This is a genomic window from Tropicimonas aquimaris (assembly GCF_042676185.1).
Lineage (GTDB): Bacteria > Pseudomonadota > Alphaproteobacteria > Rhodobacterales > Rhodobacteraceae > Tropicimonas > Tropicimonas aquimaris.
In genome coordinates, this window is record NZ_JBHTJT010000008.1 from 322,846 (window position 1) to 349,264 (window position 26,419).

26 protein-coding genes, 1 tRNA gene and 2 pseudogenes are annotated in these 26,419 nt (G+C 64.3%); 23 read left to right on the plus strand and 6 right to left on the minus strand.

Annotation, left to right across the window (positions count from 1 at the left end; genetic code table 11):
* Position 1 precedes the first annotated feature (1 nt).
* Genes rhaM through rhaD form a run of 4 tightly spaced genes read left to right on the plus strand, consistent with a single transcriptional unit; the run spans position 2 to position 3,835 of the window.
* Complete coding sequence (gene rhaM / locus ACFQ2S_RS07935) at positions 2–316, plus strand: L-rhamnose mutarotase (protein WP_386073914.1); 315 nt, start codon at positions 2–4, stop codon at positions 314–316.
* Complete coding sequence (locus ACFQ2S_RS07940) at positions 313–1,719, plus strand: FGGY-family carbohydrate kinase (RefSeq protein WP_386073915.1); 1,407 nt, start codon at positions 313–315, stop codon at positions 1,717–1,719. Before rhaM ends, ACFQ2S_RS07940 begins: the two co-directional genes overlap by 4 nt.
* Before the next feature lie 18 nt (positions 1,720–1,737).
* On the plus strand, positions 1,738–2,985 hold the full coding sequence (locus ACFQ2S_RS07945; protein WP_386073916.1) for an L-rhamnose isomerase: 1,248 nt from the start codon (positions 1,738–1,740) through the stop codon (positions 2,983–2,985).
* Between the two features lie 10 nt (positions 2,986–2,995).
* Entirely contained in the window at positions 2,996–3,835 is an 840-nt protein-coding gene (rhaD, locus tag ACFQ2S_RS07950) for a rhamnulose-1-phosphate aldolase (protein WP_386073917.1), read from the plus strand.
* 81 nt (positions 3,836–3,916) lie between these two features.
* Here the strand turns inward: rhaD and kduD are convergent, their stop codons facing one another.
* The 3 genes from kduD to ACFQ2S_RS07965 are packed head-to-tail and all read right to left on the minus strand — an operon-like array spanning position 3,917 to position 5,801.
* Positions 3,917–4,645 (minus strand): 2-dehydro-3-deoxy-D-gluconate 5-dehydrogenase KduD, encoded by a 729-nt coding sequence (gene kduD / locus ACFQ2S_RS07955; RefSeq protein ID WP_386073918.1) that lies wholly within the window; start codon positions 4,643–4,645, stop codon positions 3,917–3,919.
* Positions 4,642–5,466, minus strand: a complete 825-nt coding sequence (gene kduI / locus ACFQ2S_RS07960) for a 5-dehydro-4-deoxy-D-glucuronate isomerase (protein ID WP_386073919.1) — start codon at positions 5,464–5,466, stop codon at positions 4,642–4,644. Before kduI ends, kduD begins: the two co-directional genes overlap by 4 nt.
* An 11-nt stretch (positions 5,467–5,477) precedes the next feature.
* Entirely contained in the window at positions 5,478–5,801 is a 324-nt protein-coding gene (locus ACFQ2S_RS07965) for a cupin domain-containing protein (RefSeq protein WP_386073920.1), read from the minus strand.
* A gap of 112 nt (positions 5,802–5,913) precedes the next feature.
* On the opposite strand from ACFQ2S_RS07965, the gene ACFQ2S_RS07970 reads away from it, so the two are divergent.
* The 19 genes and pseudogenes from ACFQ2S_RS07970 to ACFQ2S_RS08060 all read left to right on the plus strand — a co-directional run bounded on the left by ACFQ2S_RS07970 (position 5,914) and on the right by ACFQ2S_RS08060 (position 23,396).
* Positions 5,914–6,624: a GntR family transcriptional regulator gene (locus ACFQ2S_RS07970; protein WP_386073921.1), complete on the plus strand. Its 711-nt coding sequence runs from the start codon at positions 5,914–5,916 to the stop codon at positions 6,622–6,624.
* 25 nt (positions 6,625–6,649) lie between these two features.
* Positions 6,650–7,756, plus strand: coding sequence for an ABC transporter ATP-binding protein (locus ACFQ2S_RS07975; protein ID WP_386073922.1), 1,107 nt, complete (start codon positions 6,650–6,652; stop codon positions 7,754–7,756).
* Complete coding sequence (locus ACFQ2S_RS07980) at positions 7,753–8,742, plus strand: ABC transporter permease (RefSeq protein ID WP_386073923.1); 990 nt, start codon at positions 7,753–7,755, stop codon at positions 8,740–8,742. The genes ACFQ2S_RS07975 and ACFQ2S_RS07980 overlap by 4 nt, the downstream gene beginning before the upstream one ends.
* 10 nt (positions 8,743–8,752) lie before the next feature.
* Entirely contained in the window at positions 8,753–9,646 is an 894-nt protein-coding gene (locus tag ACFQ2S_RS07985) for a carbohydrate ABC transporter permease (RefSeq protein ID WP_089233125.1), read from the plus strand.
* 73 nt (positions 9,647–9,719) lie between these two features.
* Positions 9,720–11,288, plus strand: a complete 1,569-nt coding sequence (locus ACFQ2S_RS07990; RefSeq protein ID WP_386073924.1) for an extracellular solute-binding protein — start codon at positions 9,720–9,722, stop codon at positions 11,286–11,288.
* Between the two features lie 73 nt (positions 11,289–11,361).
* Entirely contained in the window at positions 11,362–13,692 is a 2,331-nt protein-coding gene (locus tag ACFQ2S_RS07995) for a heparinase II/III domain-containing protein (protein WP_386073925.1), read from the plus strand.
* Between the two features lie 88 nt (positions 13,693–13,780).
* Positions 13,781–14,005: pseudogene (locus ACFQ2S_RS08000) on the plus strand (transposase); the annotation flags it as partial.
* 65 nt (positions 14,006–14,070) lie between these two features.
* Positions 14,071–14,213: pseudogene (locus ACFQ2S_RS08005) on the plus strand (IS3 family transposase); the annotation flags it as partial.
* A 547-nt stretch (positions 14,214–14,760) separates the two neighbouring features.
* Positions 14,761–16,257, plus strand: coding sequence for a winged helix-turn-helix domain-containing tetratricopeptide repeat protein (locus ACFQ2S_RS08010; protein ID WP_386073926.1), 1,497 nt, complete (start codon positions 14,761–14,763; stop codon positions 16,255–16,257).
* 123 nt (positions 16,258–16,380) lie between these two features.
* Positions 16,381–16,713: a GYD domain-containing protein gene (locus ACFQ2S_RS08015; RefSeq protein ID WP_386073927.1), complete on the plus strand. Its 333-nt coding sequence runs from the start codon at positions 16,381–16,383 to the stop codon at positions 16,711–16,713.
* A gap of 222 nt (positions 16,714–16,935) precedes the next feature.
* The gene (locus ACFQ2S_RS08020; protein WP_386073928.1) at positions 16,936–17,361 is read left to right on the plus strand and encodes an ester cyclase; all 426 of its coding nucleotides are present in this window, start codon (positions 16,936–16,938) and stop codon (positions 17,359–17,361) included.
* A gap of 296 nt (positions 17,362–17,657) precedes the next feature.
* Positions 17,658–18,308 carry a sulfotransferase family protein gene (locus tag ACFQ2S_RS08025; RefSeq protein ID WP_386073929.1) on the plus strand — a complete coding sequence of 217 codons (651 nt, stop codon included), beginning with the start codon at positions 17,658–17,660 and terminating at the stop codon, positions 18,306–18,308.
* Position 18,309: 1 nt separating this feature from the next.
* Positions 18,310–18,693, plus strand: a complete 384-nt coding sequence (locus ACFQ2S_RS08030) for an ester cyclase (protein ID WP_386073930.1) — start codon at positions 18,310–18,312, stop codon at positions 18,691–18,693.
* Positions 18,694–18,774: 81 nt separating this feature from the next.
* Positions 18,775–19,650 carry a sulfotransferase domain-containing protein gene (locus tag ACFQ2S_RS08035; protein WP_386073931.1) on the plus strand — a complete coding sequence of 292 codons (876 nt, stop codon included), beginning with the start codon at positions 18,775–18,777 and terminating at the stop codon, positions 19,648–19,650.
* A 245-nt stretch (positions 19,651–19,895) separates the two neighbouring features.
* Positions 19,896–20,624 carry a gamma-glutamylcyclotransferase gene (locus ACFQ2S_RS08040; protein WP_386074305.1) on the plus strand — a complete coding sequence of 243 codons (729 nt, stop codon included), beginning with the start codon at positions 19,896–19,898 and terminating at the stop codon, positions 20,622–20,624.
* Entirely contained in the window at positions 20,621–21,685 is a 1,065-nt protein-coding gene (locus ACFQ2S_RS08045; protein ID WP_386073932.1) for a dipeptidase, read from the plus strand. The genes ACFQ2S_RS08040 and ACFQ2S_RS08045 overlap by 4 nt, the downstream gene beginning before the upstream one ends.
* Before the next feature lie 64 nt (positions 21,686–21,749).
* Positions 21,750–22,286 (plus strand): GNAT family N-acetyltransferase, encoded by a 537-nt coding sequence (locus tag ACFQ2S_RS08050; RefSeq protein WP_386073933.1) that lies wholly within the window; start codon positions 21,750–21,752, stop codon positions 22,284–22,286.
* Positions 22,287–22,408: 122 nt separating this feature from the next.
* On the plus strand, positions 22,409–22,846 hold the full coding sequence (locus ACFQ2S_RS08055; RefSeq protein WP_386073934.1) for a hypothetical protein: 438 nt from the start codon (positions 22,409–22,411) through the stop codon (positions 22,844–22,846).
* Entirely contained in the window at positions 22,791–23,396 is a 606-nt protein-coding gene (locus tag ACFQ2S_RS08060; RefSeq protein WP_386073935.1) for a tyrosine-type recombinase/integrase, read from the plus strand. Before ACFQ2S_RS08055 ends, ACFQ2S_RS08060 begins: the two co-directional genes overlap by 56 nt.
* 95 nt (positions 23,397–23,491) lie before the next feature.
* Here the strand turns inward: ACFQ2S_RS08060 and ACFQ2S_RS08065 are convergent.
* From ACFQ2S_RS08065 to glpX, 3 genes are all read right to left on the minus strand, one after another.
* A tRNA-Glu gene (locus tag ACFQ2S_RS08065) sits at positions 23,492–23,566 on the minus strand.
* Between the two features lie 109 nt (positions 23,567–23,675).
* Positions 23,676–25,418, minus strand: coding sequence for a single-stranded-DNA-specific exonuclease RecJ (gene recJ, locus ACFQ2S_RS08070; protein WP_386073936.1), 1,743 nt, complete (start codon positions 25,416–25,418; stop codon positions 23,676–23,678).
* Positions 25,419–25,425: 7 nt separating this feature from the next.
* Complete coding sequence (glpX, locus tag ACFQ2S_RS08075; RefSeq protein ID WP_386073937.1) at positions 25,426–26,388, minus strand: class II fructose-bisphosphatase; 963 nt, start codon at positions 26,386–26,388, stop codon at positions 25,426–25,428.
* Positions 26,389–26,419: the final 31 nt, after the last annotated feature.

A 26,419-nucleotide genomic window follows, 5' to 3' on the forward strand; every position in this document is an offset into this window, starting at 1 on the left:
CGTGGAGAAATATGCCTTCCGCATGCGCCTCAACCCTGGCTGCAGGGACGAGTACAAGCGCCGACATGACGAGATCTGGCCGGAGCTGGAGGCGCTGCTGCGCGAGGCCGGAATCTCGGATTACTCGATCCACCTCGACCCGGAGACCAACCTGCTCTTCGGGGTTCTCTGGCGCGAAGACTACCACGGTATGGGAAGCCTTCCGGAGAGCCCGGTGATGCAGCGCTGGTGGGCGCACATGGCGGACATCATGGAGACTGAAGCTGACAACAAACCGGTCGTGATCGAGCTGGAAACGGTGTTTCACTTGCCATGAGCACATACCGAAATGTCGCCGTTATCGATATCGGCAAGACCAACGCGAAGCTTGCCTTGGTCGACATGGACGCCTTGGCAGAGATCGACGTGCGCACAACCCCGAACGTCGTCCACGAAGGGCCGCCCTATCCGCATTTCGACATTGACCGTCTCTGGGCCTTTATCCTCGAAGGCTTGGCGGGATTCCACGAGACCCACGGAATCGATGCGATCAGCGTGACGACCCACGGGGCTTCGGTTGCATTGCTGGACCAGATCGGTGGCTTGGCTGCGCCGGTCCTCGATTACGAATTCTCCGGGCCGGACGACTTCTCGGATGCCTATGAAGCGATCCGGCCAAAGTTCGAGCGGACTGGTGCGCCGCGTCTGCCCATGGGACTCAACGCGGGCGCGCAGCTGCATTGGCTGCTTAATTCGCAGCCGCGACTCCGGGAGCGGATCAACAAGGTCGTGACCTATCCCCAGTTCTGGGTGGCCCGTCTGACCGGCATCGCCTGCACGGAGGTCACTTCGCTCGGGTGTCATACCGATCTCTGGGAGCCGGAGGCGGGGCGGTTCAGCACCTTGCCAGAACAACTCGGTCTTTCGGACAAGATGGCGCCTGTCCGCGTACCGACGGACAAAGTGGGTGCAGTCGTTCCAATGCTGGCCCGGGCCACAGGACTGGCTGAGGGCACGCCCGTCTTCTGCGGCATCCACGATTCCAACGCTTCGCTCTACCCGCACCTTCTCGCCCTCGACGCGCCGTTCTCCGTCCTGTCGACCGGCACCTGGGTGATTGCCATGGCAGTCGGAGGACATGCTACGCAGCTCGATCCGTCGCGCGATACGCTGATCAACGTGAATGCGCTAGGGCAACCGGTGCCTTCCGCGCGGTTCATGGGCGGGCGGGAATACGAGCTCCTGATGCAGGGTCAGCCCGTCACACCCACGCCCGAGGATCTCGATACGGTGCTATCGCGGGGAGCCATGCTTCTGCCATCGGTGGTGTCTGAGAGCGGGCCGTTCCAGGGGCGGCGCCATGAATGGACCGTTCCGGAAGACGCCCTATCGCCGGGAGAGCGGGCGGCCGTCATCTCGCTCTACCTGGCGATGATGGCGGAGACCTGCCTGGGAATGATCGGGGCCGGGGGCCAGACGCTCACGGAAGGGCCCTTCTCCCGCAATCGGCTCTTCCTCGACATGCTGGCCGTAGCGACCGGCCGACCCGTTCTTCTTCCGGGCGGGTCGGCTACCGGGACAAGCATCGGGGCCGCGCTTCTGACCCGCGGGCCGGGAGCGACGCTTTCCGAGAAACCAGGAAGCCACGCGCCGCTTGAGAAGAGGCAGGCTCAGGCGCTTCAAACCTATGCCGAGACCTGGCGCATGGCCTGCGCGGAACCGCTGGCCACCAGCGCCTGAATACAAGGAAACAGAGCAATGACCCGTCCCGAATACACCGCCGCGCAGGACGCATTCGCGCAGTGGGGTGTCGACACCGAAGCCGCGATGGAGCGGCTCGCCACGATCCCGATCTCGGTGCATTGCTGGCAGGGCGACGACGTGGTGGGCTTCGAGGGTGTCACCGCGGGCAGCGGTGGCGGCATTCAGGCCACCGGCAACTACCCGGGCCGCGCCCGAACGCCCGACGAACTTCGCGCGGATCTCGTGTTCGCTTATGCCAACATACCCGGTTCGCACCGTCTGAACCTTCATGCCTGCTATCTCGACAGCAACGAGACTCCTGACCGGGATGCGCTCGAGTACCGGCACTTCGCGTCCTGGGTGGATTGGGCGAAGGAGAACGGACTCGGGCTCGACTTCAACCCGACTTTCTTTGCCCATCCCAAGGCGGGCGACAACCTGACGCTCTCCCATCCCGACAAGGGCATTCGCGAGTTCTGGATCCGTCACGGCCAGATCTGCCGCGAGATCGCGGCGCAGATGGGCAGGGAACTGGGCTCTCCCTGCGTGAACAACATATGGGTGCCGGACGGCTACAAGGACAACCCAGTGGACCGGATGGCGGCGCGGTCCCGGCTGGAAGCGTCGCTCGACGTGATGCTGGACAAGCGCTTCGACAAGGCGCACCTGCTCGACGCCGTCGAAAGCAAGCTCTTCGGGCTGGGCGTGGAGGCCTGCACCGTGGGCAGCCACGAGTTCTACCTCGGCTATGCCATCCGCAAGAACACGCTGCTCTGCCTCGACATGGGCCACTTTCACCCGACGGAGAACATCGCCGACAAGCTTTCTTCCGTGGCGCTCTCGGTGGACGAGATCCTGCTCCATGTCAGCCGCCCGATGCGGTGGGACAGCGACCACGTGATCCTGCTCAACGACGACATCCTCGCCATGGCGCAGGAGCTGGTCTTCGGCGATCTTCTGGAGCGCACCCATATCGGTCTCGATTTCTTCGACGCCACGATCAGCCGCACCGCGGCCTGGGTCATAGGCACGCGCAACATGCAGAAAGCGCTGCTGCGCGCGCTGCTGCAACCTGTCGAGATGCTGCAGGCCAAGGAGGCCGAGCTGAACTTCTCCGACCGCTTCATCCTGACCGAAGAGCTAAAGGACCTGCCCCACGGCGCAGTCTGGGAGGCTTTCTGCGAGCGCCAGTCCGTCCCGAGCGGAAAGACCCTGCTGAACACGCTCAACACCTACCAGGCCTCCGTGGCCGATCGCACATAAGGAGGGCGAAATGCCCGAATTCGCTCACGCAATTTCCTTCGTCGAAGATGCGGCCCCTTTCGTCCGGCTGTGCTGGGACATGGGCTGGAACGAAGCCAATGGCGGCAATTTCAGCTGGCGTCTGCCGACCGAGGAAATCGAAGCCATCCTGCGCCGGCGCTTCCCGAACGCTCCCCGCCATCCGAGCGTCCAGTTGCAGCAAGCGCAGCCGGAACTGGATGGTGACTATTTCCTGGTCACCGGTTCGGGACAGTTCTTTCGGCATGCCGTCGATCATCCAGATGAGGTGTTCGGGATTGTGCAGATCGTCGACAACGGCACCGCCTATCGCCGCGTGTGGGGCTATGTGATGGGCGGGCAACCGACCTCGGAATTCGCCACCCACCTTGTCGGACACGCCATCCGAAAGGAGGCCTCCGGTGGGCGCGAGCGGGTCATCCTGCACTGCCATGTGCCGGAATTCATCGCGCTCAGCTTCCTGATGCCGCTGGACTCCCGAGAGCTGACCATGGCGCTTTGGCAGAAGATGCCTGAATGCATCGTGATCTTCCCCGATGGGGTGCGGGTGGTGCCGCCCTTGCTGCCCGGAACGGTCAAGATCGCGGAGGCGTCGGCGGTCGAGCTGAGGAAGAGCCGCGTGATTTCCTGGAGCCACCACGGGATCTTCGCTTCCGAAGAGAGCCCGGAGAAGGTCTTTGCTCTCGTCGAGACGATCGAGAAGGCATCGGCGATCCACCGCCGTGTTCTCTCGGCGGGCGGTCCCCTGCGCGGTATCGAGCTGTCGCTGCTCCGGGAGCTTTGCGACAAGTTCGGTCACATCATGGTCTCGGAGCCGGCCTTTCTCGACTGACCGGGACGGCGCGTTAGAGAAGGTCTGCTGATCGACAGTTCCCGGCACCATTCGGTCGCCGGGAACGCATGCAGGGTCGCCTCAGCGCGCCAGCCAGCCGCCATCGACGTTGAGGATGGCGCCGTGGACATAGTCCGCCGCCGGAGAGGCAAGGAACACCATGGCACCGGCGATGTCCGAGGCATCGCCCCAGCACCCCGCAGGAATGCGGCCGAGGATCTCGGCCGAGCGCGCAGGGTCGGCACGCAGGTCGGCGGTGTTGTCGGTGGCGATGTAACCCGGTGCGATGGCGTTCACGTTGATCCGGCTGGAGGCCCATTCGTTCGCCATCAGCTTGGTGATCCCGGCCACGCCGTGCTTGGAAGCGGTGTAGGAGGGCACGCGAATGCCGCCCTGGAAGCTGAGCATCGAGGCGATGTTGATGATCTTGCCGCCTGTGCCGCGCGCAATGGCTGCGCGCGCGAAGGCCTGGCAGGTGAAGAACACCGCCTTCAGGTTCACGTCCATCACATCGTCCCAGTCCTGCTCCGGGAAATCCACGGTATCGGCCCGCCGAATGATCCCGGCGTTGTTGACCAGGATGTCGACCTGCCGGTCCTCAAAGACGTCCTTCGCCGCCATCGGGTCGGAGAAATCCAGCTTCATCGCCTCCGCACTGGCGATCATGCCAACCGTCTCGGTGCAATCCGAACGCCCCGCGCAGATGACATGCGCCCCGGCGCCACCGAGGCCCACGGCCAATGCCCGGCCGATTCCCGCATTGGCGCCGGTGACGAGCGCAGTCTTCCCTTCAAGCGAGAAGGAGATCATTTCAGATCCTCGATGGCGACCATGTCCATGTCGGTGAAGCTCATGTTGTCCCCCGCCATCACCCAGCAGAAGGTGTAGGAGCCGGTGCCTGCACCGGAATGGATCGACCAGGGCGGGGAAACCGCGATCTGCTCGTTGCCGACGACGAGGTGGCGGGTTTCCTGCGGCTGGCCCATGAAGTGGAACACGCGCTGCCCCTCGGCCACGTCGAAATAGAGATAGGCTTCCATCCGGCGGTCATGCAGATGCGCGGGCATGGTGTTCCAGACCGAGCCGCCGTGCAGCTGGGTGTAGCCCATCATGAGCTGGCACGACTTCACGCCGTCGGGGTGGATCGACTTGCAGATGGAGCGGTGGTTCGACGTTTCCTGTGCGCCGAGCGTGACCTGCTCCGCGTCCTCGGGACGGATCAGGGTGGCCGGGTAGCTCTGGTGCGCCGGGGCGGAAGCGATGTAGAATCGCCCGTCTCCCGCGAAGGTGATTGGGCCCATTCCCATGCCCAGATAGAGCATGTCGCCTTTGTTCAGCGTCCAGCTTTCGCCGCCGGCAGAAACGGTCCCGGTGCCGCCGATGTTGAGGATGCCGACCTCGCGGCGGTCGAGGAAGGAGGCGGTGCCGGTCTCGGGCACCGCGTCGAGGGACAGTTCCGCGCCGGCGGGGACGGCGCCGCCGACGATCAGCCGGTCGTAATGGGTATAGGTGAGGCGGATTTCCCCGTCGGCGAAGGCGCTCTCCACGAGAAAGGTCTCGCGCAAGGCGGCCGTGTCGAAGGATTTAGCGGTCTTGGGATCAACCGCGTAGATGGATTTGACGCTCAGCATCGGTGGTCCTTTCATAGAAAATCGTCGCGGCGCGGCGTGAAGCAGTCGACCAGCAGGCCGGCTTCGACGCAGACGCAGCCATGTTCGGCGTTGGACGGAATCACGAAGCAATCGCCGGCAGAGATGCGGCGTGTCTCTCCGTTCATGGTGAAGTCGAAGACGCCTGACTCGACATAGGTCGATTGGGTGTGCGGATGGCTGTGCAGCGCTCCGACGCCGCCTGTGGAGAAGCGGAACTCCACCACCATCAGGTCCTGAGTCTCGGCGCGGACCCTGCGTTCCACACCTTCACCACTGTCGACCCATACGTCGATTTTAGAATTATCTTCAGTCATTTGCTTTGCCTCCCGGGGCGCTTCTGGGGGTTGTGCGACAGGTTGGTCATTGACGGGATCTCTATAACTGACATATTAGATTTGCAACTGATACGTTAGGAATCGATCTGATATGTCAAAAAATGTCTCCGACGCACCGTTGCGGCCGTCCGACATCCCGGTCAGTCAGCGCGTCTACGAACAGATCCGAGAGAGTATCATTTCCCTTGAATGGAAGCCGGGAACGAAGCTGTCGGAGAAGGACGTTGCCTCGGAGATCGGCGTCTCCAAGACGCCCGTTCGCGAGGCTTTCATCCGCCTGTCGGAAGAGGGGCTGATCGAGATCCGGCCAAAGAGCGGCAGCTACGTTTCCGAGATCAGCTTCGAGAAGGTCTATGAGGGCCTGATGCTGCGCCGCGCCATTGAAATGGCGGTCGCCGCCGAGGCCGCCAATCGGCGCACGACCCTCGATCTCGTGAACCTTCAGCAGCTTGTCGAGAGGCAGGTCGAAGCGGCAAGCGCCCGTGACGGCGTGGCATTTTTCGAGCTCGACCGGGATTTCCACCAGGCCCTGGCAAACATCGCCGCGATGCCCTCGGCGATCCGGCTGGTCCACATGGTGCGGGGCGCTGTCAGCCGGGTTCAGCGACTGAGGATCTCGCGCGGTGAGAACCGCCACATGCAGGTGATCGAAGAGCACCGGGCGATTGTTGCCGCCATGGAAAGCCGGGACGCCAGCGCTGCGTCGGCCGCAATGGATGCTCACCTCAACTGCGTCGAGATGTTCGCCAAGATCATCCGCAGTCCTGAAGTTCAAGAACACGTGACGCCCAAGGCGTCCTGAAGCGCCCTGGGAGGGGAGGAGACTAATGACAAACGTCGTGCTGGAAAGGGTTGTGAAGCGCTATGGCTCCGTCGAGGTGGTTCATGGCGTGGATCTGGAGGTTAAGGCCGGGGAATTCGTCGTGCTGGTCGGCCCGTCGGGCTGTGGCAAGTCCACGATTCTCCGCATGATCGCCGGGTTGGAGGACATATCCGGCGGGCGGGTCTCGATCGGCGACAAGATCGTCAACCGCGTCGCCCCGAAAGACCGGGACGTGGCGATGGTGTTTCAGAACTACGCCCTCTATCCGCATCTCTCCGTGGAGCAGAATATCGGCTTCGGCCTGCGCCTGCGCGGTTTTGCCAAGGAGCAACGGCATGAACTGGTGCAGGAGGCGGCCTCCATCCTCGGGCTGACCGAGTACCTCGACCGCCGGCCCGCCGACCTTTCGGGTGGGCAACGCCAGCGGGTCGCGATGGGCCGGGCGATCGTGCGGGATCCGGCGGTGTTCCTCTTTGACGAGCCGCTCTCGAACCTCGACGCCAAGCTGCGCAACAAGATGCGAGCCGAGATCAAGCGCCTCCACGGCCGCCTCGGGACCACCTCGATCTATGTCACCCACGATCAGGTGGAAGCCATGACGCTGGCGGACCGGATCGCCATCCTGAAGGACGGCTACATCGAACAGGTTGGCACGCCGATCGAGATCTTCCAGAACCCGGCCAATGCCTTTGTGGCCGGCTTCATGGGCTCCCCGCCGATGAACCTCATTCCGGGCAGCCTCGCCGGCGCGGCCCGATCGCCGGTCCTGAAGCTGCGCGATGGCACCGTGGTGACCTTGCCGGCGATCGCCCTTGGCGGCTTCAGCGAAGGATCGGAGGTCCAGCTTGGCCTTCGGCCGGAGATCATCCGCCTTGCCGATCCGAACGCGACGGTCGCCCCGGCGGCGCAGGTGCGGGTGGACCTGGTGGAATCCCTCGGGATGGAGAGCCTGATCCACGCAACGCTCGGCGACACCGAGATCGTCATCAAGGCGCCCGGTGTCGTGCTGCTGGAAGCCGGCTCCACAGTCGGGATCGAGATCGATGCCGAGAACTGCCACCTCTTCACCGGCGCTACCGGCGCCCGTATCGAGCTTGCGAGGGCGGCATGAGCGTCATGACCGACCCGGGAGTGTCACATACATCCGTGTTGACGCCGCCGTCCGAATTCGACCTTCCGCCGCTCTCGCTGGGGCAAAGGTTCTTCGCCAGCATCGTGCGCAACTGGCAGATCTACCTGATGCTGGCGCCGATGGTGATCTACTTCCTGATCTTCGCCTATCGGCCGATGCTCGGGCTCACCATCGCCTTCAAGGATTTCTCGCTGTTCAAGGGAATCTGGGGCAGCCCCTGGGTGGGGCTGGAGCACTTCCGGACCCTCTTCGAAGACCCCTATTTCTGGCGCGCGGTCAAGAACACGGTGATCATCTCCGGCCTCAGCCTGATCTTCGCCTTCCCGGCGCCGATCATCCTGGCGCTGATGTTCAACGAACTGCGGCACCAGGGCTTCAAGCGCATGGCGCAGACCATCGCCTACCTGCCGCATTTCATCTCCATCGTCATCGTCGCCGGTATCGTGGTGAACTTCTTCGCCCCCTCCGGCATCGTGAATCTGATCCTGATGAAACTGGGCGCGGAGGATCCCACCTACTTCCTGACCAAGCCGGAATGGTTCCGGCCGATCTTCATCGGCTCGAACATCTGGAAGGAAGCGGGCTTCGAGTCGATCATCTACCTCGCGGCCATCGCCGGTGTCTCGCCCTCGCTCTACGAAAGCGCCAAGGTGGATGGAGCAACGCGGTTCCAGATGATGTACCTCATCACGCTGCCCTGCATCCTGCCTACGATCCTGATCATGCTGATCATCCGCATCGGCAATCTGCTGGAGGTGAGCTTCGAATACGTGATCCTGCTCTACCAGCCGGCGACCTACGAGACCGCCGACGTGATCACTACCTGGATTTATCGCCAGGGCCTTCAGAACAACAATTACGACGTCGCGACGGCTGCGGGTGTGTTCAACGCGGTGGTGGCCTTCACCCTCGTGATCACCGCGAACCGCCTGTCCAAGCGCCTGTCCAAGACGTCGCTGTGGTGAGGACAGACAGATGAGCATCTCTACCGGATCCTTCGACCTCTACAGCCGCGGCGACAAGTTCTTCGGCTGGGCCGTGACCATCCTGCTGGGGCTTTTCGTGGCCTCGACGCTCTATCCCTTCGTCTATGTGCTCTCCGCCTCCATGTCCTCGGGCGCGGCGGTGGCACGCGGCGACGTTGTGCTGACACCCAAGGAGATCACCTTCGACGCCTTTCGCTACGTGATGGCGGACCGGCAGTTCTGGGTCGCCTACGGCAACACCTTCTACTACACGATTGTCGGCACGCTCACCTCGCTCGCCTTCATCATCCCAGGCGCCTACGCGCTGAGCCGGCCGCAGCTGCCCTTCCGCTCGGGCTTCAACCTCTTCGTGGCCTTCACGCTGTGGTTCAACGCGGGCATGATCCCGGTCTTCCTGAACATCCGGGATCTGGGCATCCTCGACACGCGCTTCGCGATCATTATCGCCTTCGCCGTAAATGCTTTCAACGCGATCCTGATGCGGAACTTTTTCGAAAGCGTGCCGCGCTCCTTCGAGGAAGCCGCGCGGATGGACGGTGCCAACGATTTCCAGATCCTCTGGCGGGTCTACATGCCGCTCTCGAAGCCCGCGATCATCACCGTCGCGCTGTTCTGCGCCGTGTTCCGGTGGAACGGGTACTTCTGGGCGATGGTCATCCTGCGCGACCAGGACAAGCTTCCGCTGCAGGTCTATCTCAAGGAGATCATCGTCGAGCTCAACATGAGCGACGAATTCGCGACCGATCTGCTGTCCTCGAGCTACTCCTTCGAGACCGCGATCGCCGCCATCATCGTGCTGTCCATCATCCCGGTCATCATCGTCTACCCCTACATCCAGAAGTACTTCCAGAAGGGCGTGATGCTGGGCGGTGTGAAGGAATAACGCCAACTGCGGGGCTGCCGCCCGGCCGGGCGGCTCCCCATACGACACATCAAATCCTTAGGGAGGAATATAGATGACACTCAAGACCCTTCTCATGGGGGCTGTGGCTTCGGCTGCGCTTTTGACACCTGGCAGCTACGGACCGGCCCAGGCCGAGCCCATCGTCAGCGAGCCCCTGGAACTCGACGTATTCATGCACTTCCGCGACAAGTACGGTTGGAACACCGACTGGCCGGTCGCGCAGAAGGTCTCCGAGGCGACCGGCATCACCCTGAACGGCACCGCGCCGGTCGGGGCAGGGGACAGCCGCGAGCTGTTCAACCTGATGATCGCCTCCGGTGACATACCCGACATCGTGGGCGGCGAATTCAGCGGCGCCGGCGTGAAGGAGGCTTTCGACCAGTACGGCATGGAGGGCGCCTTCCTGCCCCTTAACGACCTGATCGCCGAGCACGCGCCCGACATCCAGAAAGTGCTGGATGAAAACCCGACCATCCGCTCCGCGATCTCGGCGCCGGATGGCAACATCTACTACATCCCCTACCTGCCGGACGGCGATGTCGGCCGCGTCTGGTTCGTGCGCCAGGACTGGCTCGATGCGCTCGGTCTGGAGCAGCCCAAGACCGTGGATGAGCTTTATGACGTCCTCGTCGCCTTCCGCGACAAGGATCCGAACGGGAACGGTCAGGCCGACGAGGTGCCGTACTTCAACCGCCACGCCGAAGAGGCGATCCGCCTCGTCAACCTGTGGGGCGCGCGGTCGACCGGGTCGGACAGCTACCACCAGTTCTATATCGAGGACGGCAAGGTGGTGCATCCCTATGCCCACGAGAACTTCAAGGTGGGCATCTCGAACGTCGCGGCCTGGTACCAGGAAGGGCTGATCGACAAGGAGATCTTCACCCGCAAGTCGCGTGCGCGCGACGAGCTTCTTGGCGGCAACATGGGCGGCGTGACCCACGACTGGGTGGCCTCCACCGCGGCCTACAACGACAAGCTCGCCGCTGAGATCGAGGGCTTCTCCTTCCTGCCGATGGCGCCGCCGGCCGACATCAACGGCGAAGTCTGGGAAGAGCATGGCCGGATCAACGTGAAACCCTCCGGCTGGGCCATCGGCTACAGCAACGAGCACCCCGAGGAGACGATCAAGTTCTTCAACTTCTACTTCACCGAAGAAGGCCAGCGGATCGCAAACTTTGGCGTCGAGGGGCTGACCTACGACATGGTCGACGGAAAACCGGTGTTCAAGGACAGCGTGCTGAATGGCGACGGTTCGGTCGTGGCGCAGCTGTGGGAGATCGGAGCGCAGATCCCGATCGGCTTCCCGCAGGACTACGAGTACGAGCGCCAGTGGACCAACGACCTCGCCCTGAAGGGAATCGAGATGTATACCGAGGGCGGATACGTGGTCGAGCAGTTCCCGGGCATCGCCATGAATGCCGAGGAAAAGGCCATCTACGACAAGTCCTGGCCGAACATCCTCTCCTTCATGCAGGAAAGCTACGAGAAGTGGATTCTCGGCGCGGCCGACGTCGAGGCCGAGTGGTCCGACTACCAGGCGCAACTTGAGCGACTGGGCTACTCGGATGTCCTGGCAGCCCTGCAGACCGCCTACGAGCGGCAGTACGGCGGCTCCAACTGACCACCTGCAACACCCTGGCGGCGGGCGCCTTCGTGCCCGCCGCTTCCCGCGATACAAGTCGGTCGAGGATGGCATGGCGAACAAGAACAGCACCAAACACGAGCACGAAGACCTGCCAAGGTCGCCCCTGCTGCAGCCCGACGAAAACGTTCTGACGGTTCGGTATTCGCCGGACGAGCGTCGCGAGGTGATCGAGAACCCGCCTCGGTTCCAGTGGATCCCCCCACAGATCGGACGCCACAGCTACGAGCTTCAGCTCCAGCGCCTCTCCGTGAGCGGGCAGCCGGAAGGCAAGCCGACGTATTTCACCGGGATCGCCTTTCCGTTCTTCACGCCGGCGGAGCCGGTGGAACCGGGCTCCTACAGCTGGAGATACCGGACCGTTTCCGATGCGCGCGGCCCCAGTGACTGGAGCCAATCCCGCAGATTCATCGTGCCGGCTGACGCGATCGTGGCGCCGGTTGCATTCGACCGGAAACGGGCCGCCGGCATTCGCCCGCGCCTTGCCATCGCGGCCGACGGCCACAAGGCGTTGATCTCCAGACTGGACGAGATGCCGGCCTGGGCTGCGTTCGTCGAGCGGAGCGTGTTGTCCTGGGTCGAGAAGGACATTCCCGCCGAGCCCGAGGCCTATCCGAACAACCTGCGCACGGCCGAGCTCTGGCGTCGATCCTACATCACCTGCCAGGAGGCGCTTTATGGCATCCGCAACCTGGCGGTGGCCGGCGTTCTGCAACGCGATGCAAAGCTGACAGCGCGCGCCAAGGACTGGCTCCTCGCGGTTGCCCAATGGGACCCGGAGGGTCCGACCTCGCGCTCCTACAACGACGAGGCGGCGTTCCGCTGCGCGACGGCGCTCGCGTGGGGCTATGACTGGTTGCGTACGGAACTTTCGCCAGACGAGGCCGACGCCGTGCGTTCGGCGCTTAAGGCGCGTGGGGAACAGGTCGCGCGGCACGTCATGCACGCCTCGCGCATCGACTCCTTCCCCTATGACAGCCACGCGGTGAGGGCGGTGTCGGCCGTCATGGTACCCGTTGGTCTTGCGCTGGCTGGCGAAGACGCGGAGGGCACGGAATGGCTCGACTTTGCGGCCAACTACCTTGCCGGGCCCTACAGCGCCTGGGCGGACGAAGAAGGCGGCTGGGCCGAGGGCATCCACTACTGGACCACGGCCATGTGCTACGCGCTCGAGGCCGCGACGCTCCTTCGAAACGCGACCGGATTGAACGTCTTTGATCGCCCCTTCTTCCGCAACACCGGCAATTTCCCCCTGTACTGCCGCCCGGCCTGGACGCGGCGCGGGACCTTCGGAGACGACTCCACGCTCGGCGATGCGCCAAGCCCGAAGATCGCCCGCAACATGCGCCTGTTAGCCGCCGCGACCGGCACGCCGGAGTTTGCCGGCTACGCCGACCAGATCGAGACCCTCTCGGACAGCGACGAGAGCGCGTTCTACAATTATGGCTGGTGGGATTTCCGCTTCGACGATCTCCTGAGAGAGGCCAGCTTCGGACCCGTGGACGCCGCAAGCATGCCCCCCGAACCTCGGATCAAGCTCTTCCCGGGCGTGGGCTGGACCTCGCTCCAGTCCCGCATGGATGATCCCGATCACCAGATCCACTGCGTGTTCAAGTCCAGCCCCTTTGGCTCGATCAGCCATTCCCACGCCGATCAGAATGCGTTCTGCCTCTCGGCCTTCGGTGACGACATCCTGGTGCAGAGCGGTCACTATATTGCGCACAATTCCTCGATGCACCGCAAATGGCGTCGCCAGACGTTGTCAAAGAACGCCCTGCTGATCGACGGACAAGGCCAATACGCCGATGTCGACAAATTCCTCGCCCGGCAGGCCTCGGGCGCAATTGTGGCCCATGGAGATCGGGAGAACCACCAATGGGCCGTAGGTGACGCCACCGATGCCTATCGGCAGATGATCCCCGACCTCCTCCGGGCGGAACGACAGCTGCACATGATCTTTGGATGTGCCTTCGTCGTGATCGACCATGTGGCGGCCAGCCGGTCTGTTCCGGTCTCCTGGTTCGGGCATACACTGGGGCAGGTCGAGACCGGCGATCGTTCGGCGACCATTGATACAGCACACGCTATGACCGGGATCGAAGTTGTCTACAGCAGCGGTTCTGTCGAGGGCCTCTCGGTGATCGGAGGTTTCGACGATGTCGATGCTGCGGAGGTTGAAGGGCTGGAGACGTCGCGACGGCTGTCAATCGATTTGGCGCCAGCCAAGTCCCACGTTCTTGCGACCCTGATTCTGCCTGTTCGAAAGCAGGAGACGCCAAAGGTCATGTGCTTCGTTGAAGACCAGGGGTTCGGGAGGATCCTCTATTGCGTACGTCAGCGCTTTGACCCGGTCTGCGTTCCTCTGGCTCCGCAACCAGGTTGAATTGGCATTGGCAGAGCTAAGTCGGCCCCTGACAGTTTGGCGAAAACGGCCAAGATTTGCCGCGGGTCGAGGAAGTCGGGGGACAACAATGATAACGGAGATGAAGTCGATGCCGGACATCCGGAAACGGATGCCAAGCGGGGGGCATGCCAGACGCTTTCTGGAGGCGCTCATCTGGCCGACCGGGCCCTATTGCCCCCATTGCGGATCGGTGTCTTCCACTCATCTTCGAGGTGCCACCTGCCGGCCGGGATTGTATCAATGCCGCGATTGCCGCATTCAGTTCACAGTGACCACCCACACGCCAATGCACGGCGGGTCTTGACCCGCAAAGCTGATCCGAACCGAATGCGAGTTTTCGGGCACATTTCCGACAGGGAGATCCGGCGGCTGAAGCAGCTCGAGGATGAGAACACGAAGCTTAAACGACTGGTTGCGGACCTGGCGCTGGACAAGACGATGCTTCAGGATGCTCTGCGAAAAAAGTGGTGAAGCCCGTCCGTCGCCGCGAGATCGTCCGACATTACCAGGAGGTCTTCGCGCTGTCCGAACGCAGCGAAGGTCGGCGCCCCGCCCTCCCGGCAGATTTCTGTATCCGCGAGAAGCGCAGACCCTGCGTTGTACAAGACCGACGTGATCGGCCCTGAGCTGCCGTTCAAATCGGTGCGGTGCGGCCCACCAAACCGGACTTTCGCTGCACGCGCGCTGCCATGTCCCCGTCCGAGTTGGCTGTGAGGGACATAGCGGCCCAATGCCGATGCAGCGAAATTTCCCTGTGGGTGGCGACCGAGTTTCTGAACCAGGCGCGGCAGTGCGGCAAGTTTTGCCAAAAGTTGCCATTTCAGGCGGGCAACCTCGCCACAATCCGAAGCGGTCTTTCCCCGCACGAGCGTCCTGCACTACACGGCGGCTGGCGCGCTGCTCCCTCTTTATCCTGCGGGCATCCCGAGAAATTGGCGACGATCCCATCCTCCTCTGATACGTTGTTTCCAGAGGGGCCCGCCAAATCTGCCGATGGACAGCGTTCGTTTCAAAGAATTCACGTTGCAACGGCGCGCAAGGCGCCTTGTGCGGGGCGACGAAGACCTCGCCATCGGGGCGCGCGCCTTCGATCTTCTCGATCTTCTGATCGCCTGCCGGGACCGCGTCGTCGGACGCGACGAGATCATGGCGGCGGTCTGGCCGGACAGCGTCGTAGGCGAGAACAATCTCAACGTGCAACTCGCGAACCTGCGGCGGCTCTTGGGGGCCGGCGCCATCGTCACGGTGCCGGGGCGGGGCCTGCGCTTCGCGCTGGAGGTCGCATCGACGGGTCCGCTGGCACTGGCCCTTCCGGACCGTCCCTCGGTCGTCGTCCTGCCCTTCGCGGATCTCGGAGGCGATCCCGCGCTGTCGTGGCTTGCCGACGGCTTCGTCGAGGATATCACGACCGAATTGTCCCGGTTCCGCGACCTCTTCGTCGTGGCGCGCAACTCGGCCTTCGTCTACCGCGACATGCCGCGCGATCTCAGGGTCATCTCGCGCGAACTGGGCGTCCGCTACGTCGTCGAAGGCAGTGTCCGCGCAACGACCGAGCGCGTGCGTGTCACCGCGCAGCTGATCGACGCCCAGACCGGGGGGCATGTCTGGGCGGAGGTCTTCGACCGCGACCTTGTCGGGCACTTCGACACGCAGGCACGGGTGGCGCGGGCCATCGTGACCTGTCTCGCGCCGCAGATCGACCGGGCAGAGGCCGAGCGCATCCGCACCGCCGCGCCCGAGGATCTGACCGCGCACGGCATCGCGCTGCGGGGCTGGTCCCTGGTATCGGCAGGCGACATGGCCTACGACCCCGCATCGCGCGACAAGGCGGCCGAGCTTGGCCGGCAGGCGCTGGACCTCGATCCGACCTCGGGCCTCGCCTGGCGCGTGCTGGCCTGGGTCGCCTGGTGGAATGTCTATCACGCGACGACACCCTCCGTGCCCGACACGCTCACCAAAGGAATCGGCGCGGCGACGAACGCTATCGCCGCCGATCCGACGGACCACCACGCGCGGCGGCTCAGGGCGCTTCTGCACTTCATGAACCAGGATGCCAGGGCCGGCCTGCCCGAGCTTCGCCAGGCGCACGAGATGAACCCGAACTGCGCGGTGACGCTGGCGTGGCTTGGGCTCTACGAGGGCTTTCACGGCGATGGCGAACGCGGGGTGCCGCTGGCCGAGGCCGCGCTGCGCCGCTCTCCGCGCGATCCCTCGCGCGGCTCCCTCCTCGCGGCGCTAGGTTTCGCGCAGTTCGCGGTGCGCAACTACGACGCGGCCGCGCAGGCGGCGGAGGCGGCGCTGGCCGAAGCCGCGGGAAGCGCCACACCCCTGATCCTCAGCACGATCGCTTGGGTCGGCGCGGGCCGCATCGACCGGGCCGGGGCGGCCTTCGCGCGCGTTGCCGAGATCGCGCCAACCCTCGTCGAGGCACGGCTGGCCGGGCGGTGGCTGACCTCGAACCCCGACTACCTCGCGCGGGCGCACACGTTCTTTCGCATCGCCGCGGGAGTCGCTCCGCCCGAGGCGGCCGACGCGCTGCGTTAGCGACGAACCCGGATTTAGATCGTTTTAGCCGGTCTGGGTGACGCCGGTCCGCCGATGCACCCACCATTCGCGTCGAGCGGCGGCTGAGCCAGCCGTGGCCCCGAACCGAAGGAGGACCCCACAATGCCATTCTACCTGTACCAACTGACCTACTCCAGCGATGCCATCAAGGCGATGGTCGAGAAACCCCAGGACCGCGAGGCCGCGGCGCGCAAGCTGGTCGAGGCGCTGGGCGGCAAGCTGCACCACCTGTTCTTCGCTTTCGGCGAGTACGACGTCGTCTGCCTGATCGAAGGCCCCGACGACAAGTTCATGATGGCGGGGGCCGCCGCCGTCGCCTCGGCCGGTACGGTTTCGAAATCGGCGACGACGAAGCTGATGACCTCGGCCGACGCGATGGCGGCTATGACGAAGGCGGGCGAGGTCACCGGTGCATACCAACCGCCGCACGGGTGAGTGGCTCCCGGGGGCCGGAACGGCATCGGTCGTACGGTCCTTTTCGGCCAGCACAACGCTGCGGGCCCTGCGACGCCCGAAGACGCCATATCGCTGTGCTGAGCCGGTCCGCGTAGATCAGCTTTAGAAGTTTAATAGCCGGTGGTGTAGCGAGCGACGCGCAAATCTGCCCCATTGGAAAAAGCCGCCCCAGATCGCGGCCACCTGACAGTGAGAGACACCATGAACAAGTCCATGACGATGACCGACACCGCCGCCGCGTTCTTCGACACCATCGAGACGGGCAAGGGCTGGGCCGCCTGCGCGCCTTTCTGCACGCCGGGCGCCACCTTCTCCTGCCAGTCAGACGCCCTGGCGGAGATTGGCACAATCGAGGCCTATGCCGGCTGGATGGAGGGTCTGCTGAAGCTGGCACCGGACGGCCGCTATGACATGAAGGCCTTCGCCGCCGACGAGGCGCGCGCCACGGTGCTGGGTTTCGCAGTATTCCACGGGACCCACACGGCCGAGGGCGGGCCGGTACCGCCGACCGGGCGCAGCGTGGCGGCCGACTACGTCTATGCGATGACGTTCGACGGCCCGAAGATCAAGCACATGACCAAAATCTGGAACGACGCCCAGTCGATGCGTGCCCTCGGCTGGACCTGACGCCACCGGCGCGGGTGCGCGTGTCTACGCTCGCATGTCTCGGATGCCGCCGCAGCGGCCCAAGTTGCGCGCACTTGGGTTGTCAGAGTCGGCACCGCGGCGCTTGAGGGAGAGCAGGAGGAGCGCGCAGCCGCCTACAAACGCGGCCGGCACCGGGAGTGCGTCGACGAATACTGCCAGCGCATGCTGATGGGTTATTCGTCCTTCACCCGACTGCGCACCGTGCGCAGCCACGGCGACTGAGACGGTGACCCGTTTGCCTCGACCTCTTCGACAACAAGCAAGGAATCGACGCAATGACCCTTCAGATCATCGGCTCCGGCTTCGGTCGGACGGGAACAATGTCGACCAAGATGGCGCTGGAAGAGTTGGGCTTCGGCCCCTGCCACCACATGGTCGAGGTCATGGGCAACCCAGACCAGCCCGCGCATTGGCATGCCCTTGCCGCAGGGCATGATGTCGAGTGGGCACAGGTGTTCGCGGGGTACACGTCGCAGGTGGATTTTCCCGGCGCGGCCTACTGGCAGGATATGCTGGTGGCCTCTCCCGACGCGAAGGTGATCCACACCGAGCGTCCGGAAGACGACTGGTGGGCCAGCTATTCCAGGACTATCGGCAAGTTCTTTGCGCATTACAAATCGCTTCCAGTGCCACCGCCCTTGATCGAATTGTTCGGGACCATGGAGATCCTGCTGGTCGACGGGGTGTTCGGTGGCCTCGATCGCGAAAGCTCGGTCGCTGCCTATCGGCGGAACAATGAAAAGGTCCGCGCCACCGTGCCATCCGACCGGCTGCTGGTCTTCACGCCTTCAGATGGCTGGGAACCGCTCTGCCGCTTCCTCGATGTGCCGACACCAGACACCGCGTTCCCGCGCAGCAATGCCCGCGACGAGTTCTGGGCGATGTTCGGCGGCGAGCCGGCGGATGCCGAACGGAAAGAAGCCTGACATGACGACTGACATCCACGCCATCGCCACGGCCTACACCGCCGCCTGGAACAGTGGCTCGGCCGATGCGGTCGCGTCCTTTTACGCCGAAGACGGCGGCATCGTCATCAACCGGGGCACGCCTTGGGAGGGGCGCCAGGGCGTCGCCGCGATGGCGGCGGGGTTCTTCGCCGATGTGCCGGACCTGAACCTTGTCTGCGACGGGCTGCGTGTCGCCGGCAATCATGTCCTGTATCTCTGGACCTTCACCGGCCACCATTCAGAGACCCGCAAGCCGCTGCGGATCACGGGTTGGGAGGAATGGGAGATTGACGCGAGCGGCAAGGTCGCGGCCTCGCGGGGATGGTTCGATCCGGAGGATTACGCTCGGCAGGTGGCGGGATGAGCGACCCCTTCGCCGATGCCGATGTGGTGAAGCCGGTTTCCGTGCAACCCGCACCTTCACGCCGCAATGATGGAGACACGCATGTCCGCCACCCCCGAACCACGCCGCCGCATCTATACCGATTCCGTGTCCGACAGCGCCCGCTGGGACGCGTTCGTGCCGCGCGCGGGAGATATCGTGGTCTCGACCCCGCCCAAGTCGGGCACGACCTGGACACAGGGCATCCTTGCCATGCTGATCGCAGGCGACCCGGAGGTGGACGCGCAGACCTCGATGAAATCGCCCTGGATCGACATCAACATTCGCGATCTCGGCGAGGTCATGGCGAGGCTCGAGGCGCAGGAACAAAGGCGGCAGGTCAAGACGCACACGCCTTTCGATGGCATCCCCTTCTGGCCGCAGATGCGGTATGTCACGGTCTATCGGCACCCGATCGACGTGCACTTTTCCTATCGCAAGCATCTGGCCAACATGGCCCGCGACGTGGGGCAGGCCCCCCTGTCCGAAAACCCGTCCGAGAGCTTCAGGGAATTTCTGGCGGAAGACCTCGATCATCGCGGCCTCGGGGCGATCCTTGACCACTACCGATGCACCCTGGCGCGCGAGCCGCGCGAGAACCTGATCCGGCTGCACTATGCCGACATGCTGCGCGATCTCCCGGGGGCTGTGGCATCGCTGGCCGCTCATGTCGGCATCGCTCATCCGACCGGGGTCATGGTGGCCATCACCGAGGCTGCGACATTTGCCAGCATGAAGGCCAACGCGGCCCGTTTCACGCCGTCAGCCGGACAAGGATTCTGGAAGGCCGATACAGGGTTCTTCGACAGCGCGACATCGCGAAAGTGGGAGGGGGTGCTGACCGATGATGACCTTGCGGCCTACGATGCAAGGATGAACGCAGAACTGACGGTTGAGGAACGCGCCTGGCTTGAATGGGGAGATGCAGGCCGTGGGTGAGGGTCGAGCGGCCCTCACCAAGGCAGGGGGGCAACGGTGCCACGCGTCGTGGCGCCGGGAGGGCAGTCAATCGGCGCGACCCAATCGGAAACCGGGTCGAGTTGTTTGCGCAGATCCCCAAGTACCGTGGGAAAGTGAAAGGCAAGGCGTGCCGAAGTTGAGCAATCAACGTTCGTCGGGCGTCGACGTCTGCATGGAAATGACCCCGACCCGCGATGCCGCGAAGGAGAACCGCCTTGCCTGACATGCACGACCCGTTCGTCCACCATCCCGAACTGCGTGACCGGATCGCAGATCCCGAAACCTCGCTCTTCCGGACCTTCCGGGCCGAGGACCTCATCGTACAGGAGCCGCATCTGAGCGACTGGGTTTATCCCGAAGCACGGCGCGAGGCGATCCGGGCCGAGGCGCTGGCCGGACATTCGGGTGACCTGTGGATCTTCGGCTACGGTTCACTGATGTGGAACCCGGCCCTGCTCTTCGCCGAGGTGCGGCGCGCGCATGTTGCAAACCATGCCCGTCGCCTGATTCTCGTGGAATACCGGGGCGGCCGCGGAACCGCAGAGGCACCGGGCCTGATGGCGACGCTGGACTCGGGCGACGGCTGCGACGGGCTGGCCTTCCGGATCGCCGCCGCGGATGTGGAGACCGAGACCGATATTCTCTTTCAGCGCGAAATGCTGGCCCCGGGCTACCTCGCCCGGTTCATCCCGGCCAGGATCGGCGATGAGGAGGTCCGAGTGCTGTCCTTTCTCGCGGATCACGACGTACCCGATGTCCGCCCGGACCTGACACACGAGGAGCAGGTCCGCTACGTCGCCCACGGGGCTGGAGACCTCGGCACCAGCCGGGACTACCTCGCCAGCATCGTCGGGCATCTGGGCGAACTCGGCATCGTCGACCAGCCTTGCACCGATCTTCTGAACGCGGTCGATACCTATCTGGCGACTGCCGGAAAGGAGCCTGCCCCATGACCGCCCTCGTCCCCTTTTTCGACGGCCATAACGACTTTCTCCTCCGACTGATGAAGACGCCCGCCCCACGAGAGGAGACATGGCTCGGCGCGGGCGGCCACGGCCATCTCGACCTCGCCCGGATGAAGGCCTCGGGCTTCGCGGGCGGGCTTTTCGCGATCTTCGTGCCGCCGGCGTCCGGTGGTCCGCCGCCCGACTTCAAGGCGCTGATGGCCGACCCGCCCTATGCGCTGCCGATGCCGCCCGAGATGACGCACACGCAGGCCCAGCCCGACGCGCTGGCCATGGCCGGGCTTCTGCACTGGATGGAGCGGGCGGCGCCGCAGGATTTCCGCGTCTGCCGTTCGGTGCCCGAGATCCGCGAAGCGATGGAGGCGCGTGTGATCGCGGGTGTCATGCACATGGAAGGCGCGGAGGCGATCGGGCCGGATCTCGACGCGCTTTACCTCTTCCACGACATGGGCCTGCGGTCGCTCGGCCCGGTCTGGAGCAGGCCCACGATCTTTGGCCACGGGGTTCCGATGGCCTTTCCCGGCGCGCCCGATACGGGTCCCGGCCTTACGGAGAGGGGCCGCGACCTCGTCCGTCTCTGCGACGAACTCGGCATCCTGATCGACCTGTCGCACCTGAACGAAAGGGGCTTCGACGACGTCGCCCGCGTCTCGAATGCACCGCTCGTCGCGACGCATTCCAACGCCCACGCGCTCTGCGAGAGCCCGCGCAACCTGACCAACCGGCAGCTTCACATGATCCGCGAGCGCGGCGGCATGGCGGGGTTCAACTTCGCGACCTTCTACCTGAACGCGGATGGCAGGGCCGATGGCGGCACAGGCTGGGACACGATGCTCCGCCACCTCGACCATCTGATCGCCGAGGCAGGCGAGGATCACGTGGGGCTCGGCTCGGACTTCGACGGCTGCGTGCTGCCCGATCTCATCGGCGACGTGACAGGAGTTCCGCTGTTCTTCGAGGCGATGGGTGCGCATGGATACGACGCCCCTCTGATCGCGAAGCTCGCGCGCGAGAATTGGATGAACTGTCTCGACAAGTGCCTGACCTGATGCGGCACCAGTGGACAGGCACAAACCCTGCCGCCCGCAAGAGGCCGAGGACAAGGAACGTGCGATGAAAACGATCGAAATTGTAAACTGCGACCGACTGCCCCGAAAGGATGACCTGAACCCCATCCTGGCCCAATACTATGCCAACATTGTCCAGCGGATGCAGGACATGGGTCTCGAGATCGATCCAGCCGCGCCGCAAAGCGCGCTTGCTGAATTCTGGACACACGCGGAGGACTACCTGCCGCCCGATGGCTGCCTTGTTCTGGCGCGCGACGAGGCCGGTCAGATTGTCGGATGCGGCATGATGAAACGGTTGGACCCCGATACTGGAGAGTTGAAACGGGTCTTCGTCACCCAGGCTGCGCGGGGCACCGGCACCGGTCGTCGGCTGATCGAAGCGCGAACAGCGGCTGCGCGCCAGATGGGTCTGAAAAGGCTGGTCGCCGATACGCTAACGCCCAATGTCGAGATGCGCAGTCTCTACCCCAAGCTCGGTTTTGTCGAGGTCGCGGGGCCTCTGGAAACAACGACCTATCTCGATCAGCCGATGCTGCGTCCACATCTGCACTATTTCGTCATGGACCTGGAGAGGCCGTAACGCGTCCTGCGCCGCGACCTTCCCGTTACCTTTGAGCAATCGACTGCCAGCAATGTGCATCCGGCATGTTACTCTGATCGGCGTGGTTCTTCGCTTGGCGTTTACAACGAAGGAAATGGATGATGATCAGCGACACCAACGGTTTGCTTGATGCAGTTCGCAGGCAAGTGGGCGATCAGACGGCTCAGATCCTGTCGCTCGACCGCAAGGGTTTTGAAGACGGTTTTGCTGATGCCGTGACCGGCGGTGATGGGGTCAATCGCCATTCGGGAATAGCGCGAACGAGTTCAGGCGAGGTGGAGTTCAAATTAGTAGCAAAGACCTGCGCTGAGTTTTCACAGGGCGCCAACCCAAGTTCATGGCTTTATTGGAAGCGCGAACCTCTGGCATACGAGAGCGGCCTCCTCGATGCTCTTTGTGGATTGGCGGCTCCTCGGTGCTTTGGCTTCCATGGCGGACAGGCCGGCGGCCGCGAACAACTTGCTGAAACGCATCAAGTCGCTCATGAATCTTGCAATCGACCTCGAGTGGCGTGCCGACAATCCCGCCTCCAACGTTAAGCCGTGCAAAGCCAGCTCAACGGGATTTCACACCTGGACGGAGGGCGAGATCGAGAGATTCTACGCGACGCACGCGGTCGGTACTGTCGCGCATACGGCGATGACTTTGATGCTTTACACAGGGGCAGCTCGTGCCGACGTGGTAAGGCTCGGACGTCAGAATCTCGCGTCCGGTCGGCTACGGTACCGGAGGCAGAAAACCATCAGAACAAACGGTCTGCTGATCGATATCCCGGTTCATCCAGAGCTTGGGAAGGTCATCAGGGCGCTTCCCTACAATCGGCTGACTTTCCTCGAGACGGACTACGGAGAATGTCGGTCAGCCACCGGGTTTGGAAACCTCATGCGGAAATGGTGCGATGAGGCCAACCTCCCCAACTGCACGTCACATGGGTTGCGCAAGGCTATCGCTCGGCGAATGGCCGAAGCCGGCGCGACACCCCATGAGATCATGGCGGTTACCGGGCACAAGTCGCTCAAGGACGTCATGCTCTACACGTCTGAGTTCAATCGTGGTAGTCTTGCAGACTTGGCGATAGGTCGGCTGTAGCAGAACCAATCGCGAACAATATCTTGGCGAACCTTGACTTAGGTTCGTCAGGAATAACCGCAAGAGGTTGAAATTGAATAGTTCTGGGATGTGGGTGGCAGTCCGTAGGGGAATCGAACCCCTCTTTCCAGGTTGAAAACCTGGCGTCCTAACCGATAGACGAACGGACCGCATCGGCGTGACGCGGTATGTAGAAAAGCTGGCCGCGGGGTGCAAGGGGATTTTCGTGCGGATGGCGGAAATCTCACGGGAGGCTCCGCTGTAATACCGATGCCCCGATCAGACGGGGGCGGCATCTTCCAGGCGGAGTTGCGGCGCGCGGCGGCCGTTCCATTCGTTGACTTCCAGCCGTCCGGCCAGGTGAAACCTTGCGCCTGCGTGCCCCTCGAGCCGGGGGCCGAGCGGGGTGTCGAAAGCGCCAAAGCAAATGACGTCGAGCTTCGCGCCGAGCCCGTCGCCGGTCGAGAGCTTCAGGTGCGATTCTCCGACCCGGCGCGCATGCAGGATCGCCACGTCGGGGATCGCGAATCGCGGGGCAGGGGCGGAGGCGCCGAAGGGGCCGGCGGCCTCGATCTTCTCGATCAACTCGACGCTGGCCGCGCCCGGCATCAGCAGGCTGTCGAGGGCGAGGTCGCGCGGGCCGCCCGCGCCGGCGCCCTGCTTGGCCAGCAGGTCGGAGAGCCGTTCCATCGCGGGTTCCAGTTTGTCTGCCGCGACCGACAGGCCGGCCGCCATCTTGTGTCCGCCGCCCTTGATCAGAAGCCCCTCCAGCGCCAAGCGCTGGATCGCGGCGCCGAGGTCCACGCCGCTGACCGAGCGGCCGGAACCCTTGCCTTCTCCTTCGGTCAGGCCGATCACGACCGACGGGCGGTTAGTGGCTTCCTTCATCCGGGAGGCGACGATTCCGACCACGCCTGGATGCCAGCCCTCGCCGGCGGCCCAGACCAGCGGGCCATCCATTCCGCGCGTCTCGGCCTGCGCCAGTGCCGCGGCAGTGACCTGCGCCTCGATCTCGCGGCGCTCGTGGTTGAGCGCATCCAGCCGCTCTGCGAGGGCCTGCGCTTCGGCGGGGTCATTGGTGGTGAGAAGACGCGCGCCCAGGTCTGCCTGGCCGATCCGTCCACCCGCATTGATTCGTGGCCCGAGCAGGTAGCCGAGATGATAGGCCCGCGGCGCCTCCTTCATGCCTGCGACATCGGCCAGCGCCCGCAGGCCCGGCCGTTCGCGCCGCGCCATGACCTTGAGCCCGCTGCGCACCAGCGCACGGTTCACCCCGATGAGCGGTGCGACATCTGCCACTGTGGCCAGCGCGACCAGGTCGAGCATCGCCATCAGGTCAGGCCCGCGCGCGCCGGCCTCGCGCATCCGCCGGTTCACCTCGACCAGCAGCAGAAAGACCACGGCCGCCGCGCAGAGGTGCGCCAACGCGCCGTCCTCGTCCTGCCGGTTCGGATTGACCACGGCCACCGCGGGGGGCAGCGTCTCGCCGCCGAGGTGGTGGTCGAGCACCACCACGTCGGCCCCCTCTGCGGCCGCGAGGGCGTCGTGCGAGAGCGTTCCGCAGTCGACGCAGACGATCAGATCGTGCCTTGCCGCGAGATCGCGCATTGCCGGCGGGTTGGGACCATAGCCCTCGTCGATGCGGTCGGGAATGTAGAGCGTCGCCGGCCGGCCGAGCGCGCGCAGCCAGCACAGCAGCAGCGCCGCCGAGCTGCCGCCGTCCACGTCGTAATCTGCGAAGACGGCAATCCGCTCCCTCCGCTCCAACGCCGTCATCAGGCGTGCGGCGGCGGCGTCCATGTCCTTGAGGCTGCGCGGGTCGGGCAGCATGTCCCGCAGGGTCGGGGCGAGGAAGGCATCGACGGCGTCGATCTCCACGCCCCGGCGGACCAGCGTGTGACACAGCGGCCCGGGCATCCGGGTCGCTTGCGCCATCGCCTCGGCGCGGCGTTCCTGTTCGATGCTGGGGCCGACCCAGGTGCGCCCGGTGAGCGACTGCTCGACCCCCAGAAATGCCGCCATGCCGGGATCAGACCGGGTTGGAATAGATCATCCGCCGCACCGACCCGGTCTTGGACCGCATCAGCAGCGTTTCGGTGGTGAACCGGTGCGGGCTGCGCTTGATGCCGTGGACCAGGTTGCCGTCGGTCACGCCGGTGGCGGCAAAGACGACGTCGCGGGTCACCATCTCGTCGCGGGTGTAGATGTGGTCCAGATCCTCGATCCCGGCCTTCGCGGCGCGCGCCCGCTCGTCGTCGTTGCGGAACAGGAGCTGGCCATACATCTGCCCACCCATGCATTTCAGAGCCGCAGCGGCCAGCACGCCCTCGGGCGCCCCGCCGGAGCCCATGTACATGTCGATATTGGTCAGCTCCGGCTCGGCGCAGTGCATCACGCCGGCCACGTCGCCGTCGGTGATCAGGCGGATCGCCGCGCCGGTCTTGCGCAGGTCCTTGATCATGTCCTCGTGGCGGTCACGGTCGAGCACGCAGACATTGATCTCGGAGGGGTCGCAGCCCTTGGCCCTGGCAAGGGCATGGACGCGCTCGGCCGGGTCCATCTTCAGCGTCACGACGTCGAGCGGGTAGCCCGGGCCGATGGCGAGCTTGTCCATGTAGACGTCGGGGGCATGCAGCATCGAGCCACGCGGGCCCATGGCGATCACGCAGAGCGCGTTGGGCTTGTCATGGGCGGTCAGCGTGGTGCCTTCGAGAGGGTCGAGCGCGATGTCGACCTCGGGGCCCTCGCCGAGCCCGACCTGCTCGCCGATGAACAGCATCGGCGCTTCGTCGCGCTCACCCTCACCGATGACCACCGTGCCGCGGATTTCCATCCGGTTGAGCTGTTCGCGCATGGCGTTGACGGCGGCCTGGTCGGCGGCCTTCTCGTCGCCACGGCCGACCAGGTGCCCGGACGCCATCGCGGCGGCTTCGGTGACGCGCGCGAGGGAAAGCGAGAGCAGGCGGTCGTGGAACTCGGGAGGGTTGTGCATCTGTGTCTTCCTGAATCAAAGGGTTTGATCG

What these genes read in the sequence shown, in the direction of transcription:
- ACFQ2S_RS08050 (WP_386073933.1), top strand. Translation starts at nt 21,750, where the DNA reads ATGAAAACGATCGAAATTGTAAACTGCGACCGACTGCCCCGAAAGGAT.
- ACFQ2S_RS07970 (WP_386073921.1), top strand. Translation starts at nt 5,914, where the DNA reads ATGTCAAAAAATGTCTCCGACGCACCGTTGCGGCCGTCCGACATCCCG.
- rhaD (WP_386073917.1), top strand. Translation starts at nt 2,996, where the DNA reads ATGCCCGAATTCGCTCACGCAATTTCCTTCGTCGAAGATGCGGCCCCT.
- recJ (WP_386073936.1), bottom strand. Translation starts at nt 25,418, where the DNA reads ATGGCGGCATTTCTGGGGGTCGAGCAGTCGCTCACCGGGCGCACCTGG.
- ACFQ2S_RS07995 (WP_386073925.1), top strand. Translation starts at nt 11,362, where the DNA reads ATGGCGAACAAGAACAGCACCAAACACGAGCACGAAGACCTGCCAAGG.
- ACFQ2S_RS08040 (WP_386074305.1), top strand. Translation starts at nt 19,896, where the DNA reads ATGCACGACCCGTTCGTCCACCATCCCGAACTGCGTGACCGGATCGCA.
- ACFQ2S_RS08060 (WP_386073935.1), top strand. Translation starts at nt 22,791, where the DNA reads ATGAATCTTGCAATCGACCTCGAGTGGCGTGCCGACAATCCCGCCTCC.
- ACFQ2S_RS07990 (WP_386073924.1), top strand. Translation starts at nt 9,720, where the DNA reads ATGACACTCAAGACCCTTCTCATGGGGGCTGTGGCTTCGGCTGCGCTT.
- ACFQ2S_RS07965 (WP_386073920.1), bottom strand. Translation starts at nt 5,801, where the DNA reads ATGACTGAAGATAATTCTAAAATCGACGTATGGGTCGACAGTGGTGAA.
- ACFQ2S_RS08055 (WP_386073934.1), top strand. Translation starts at nt 22,409, where the DNA reads ATGATCAGCGACACCAACGGTTTGCTTGATGCAGTTCGCAGGCAAGTG.
- ACFQ2S_RS07980 (WP_386073923.1), top strand. Translation starts at nt 7,753, where the DNA reads ATGAGCGTCATGACCGACCCGGGAGTGTCACATACATCCGTGTTGACG.
- ACFQ2S_RS08045 (WP_386073932.1), top strand. Translation starts at nt 20,621, where the DNA reads ATGACCGCCCTCGTCCCCTTTTTCGACGGCCATAACGACTTTCTCCTC.
- ACFQ2S_RS08035 (WP_386073931.1), top strand. Translation starts at nt 18,775, where the DNA reads ATGTCCGCCACCCCCGAACCACGCCGCCGCATCTATACCGATTCCGTG.
- kduD (WP_386073918.1), bottom strand. Translation starts at nt 4,645, where the DNA reads ATGATCTCCTTCTCGCTTGAAGGGAAGACTGCGCTCGTCACCGGCGCC.
- ACFQ2S_RS08030 (WP_386073930.1), top strand. Translation starts at nt 18,310, where the DNA reads ATGACGACTGACATCCACGCCATCGCCACGGCCTACACCGCCGCCTGG.
- ACFQ2S_RS08015 (WP_386073927.1), top strand. Translation starts at nt 16,381, where the DNA reads ATGCCATTCTACCTGTACCAACTGACCTACTCCAGCGATGCCATCAAG.
- ACFQ2S_RS08025 (WP_386073929.1), top strand. Translation starts at nt 17,658, where the DNA reads ATGACCCTTCAGATCATCGGCTCCGGCTTCGGTCGGACGGGAACAATG.
- ACFQ2S_RS07945 (WP_386073916.1), top strand. Translation starts at nt 1,738, where the DNA reads ATGACCCGTCCCGAATACACCGCCGCGCAGGACGCATTCGCGCAGTGG.
- ACFQ2S_RS07975 (WP_386073922.1), top strand. Translation starts at nt 6,650, where the DNA reads ATGACAAACGTCGTGCTGGAAAGGGTTGTGAAGCGCTATGGCTCCGTC.
- kduI (WP_386073919.1), bottom strand. Translation starts at nt 5,466, where the DNA reads ATGCTGAGCGTCAAATCCATCTACGCGGTTGATCCCAAGACCGCTAAA.
- ACFQ2S_RS07985 (WP_089233125.1), top strand. Translation starts at nt 8,753, where the DNA reads ATGAGCATCTCTACCGGATCCTTCGACCTCTACAGCCGCGGCGACAAG.
- ACFQ2S_RS07940 (WP_386073915.1), top strand. Translation starts at nt 313, where the DNA reads ATGAGCACATACCGAAATGTCGCCGTTATCGATATCGGCAAGACCAAC.
- ACFQ2S_RS08020 (WP_386073928.1), top strand. Translation starts at nt 16,936, where the DNA reads ATGAACAAGTCCATGACGATGACCGACACCGCCGCCGCGTTCTTCGAC.
- glpX (WP_386073937.1), bottom strand. Translation starts at nt 26,388, where the DNA reads ATGCACAACCCTCCCGAGTTCCACGACCGCCTGCTCTCGCTTTCCCTC.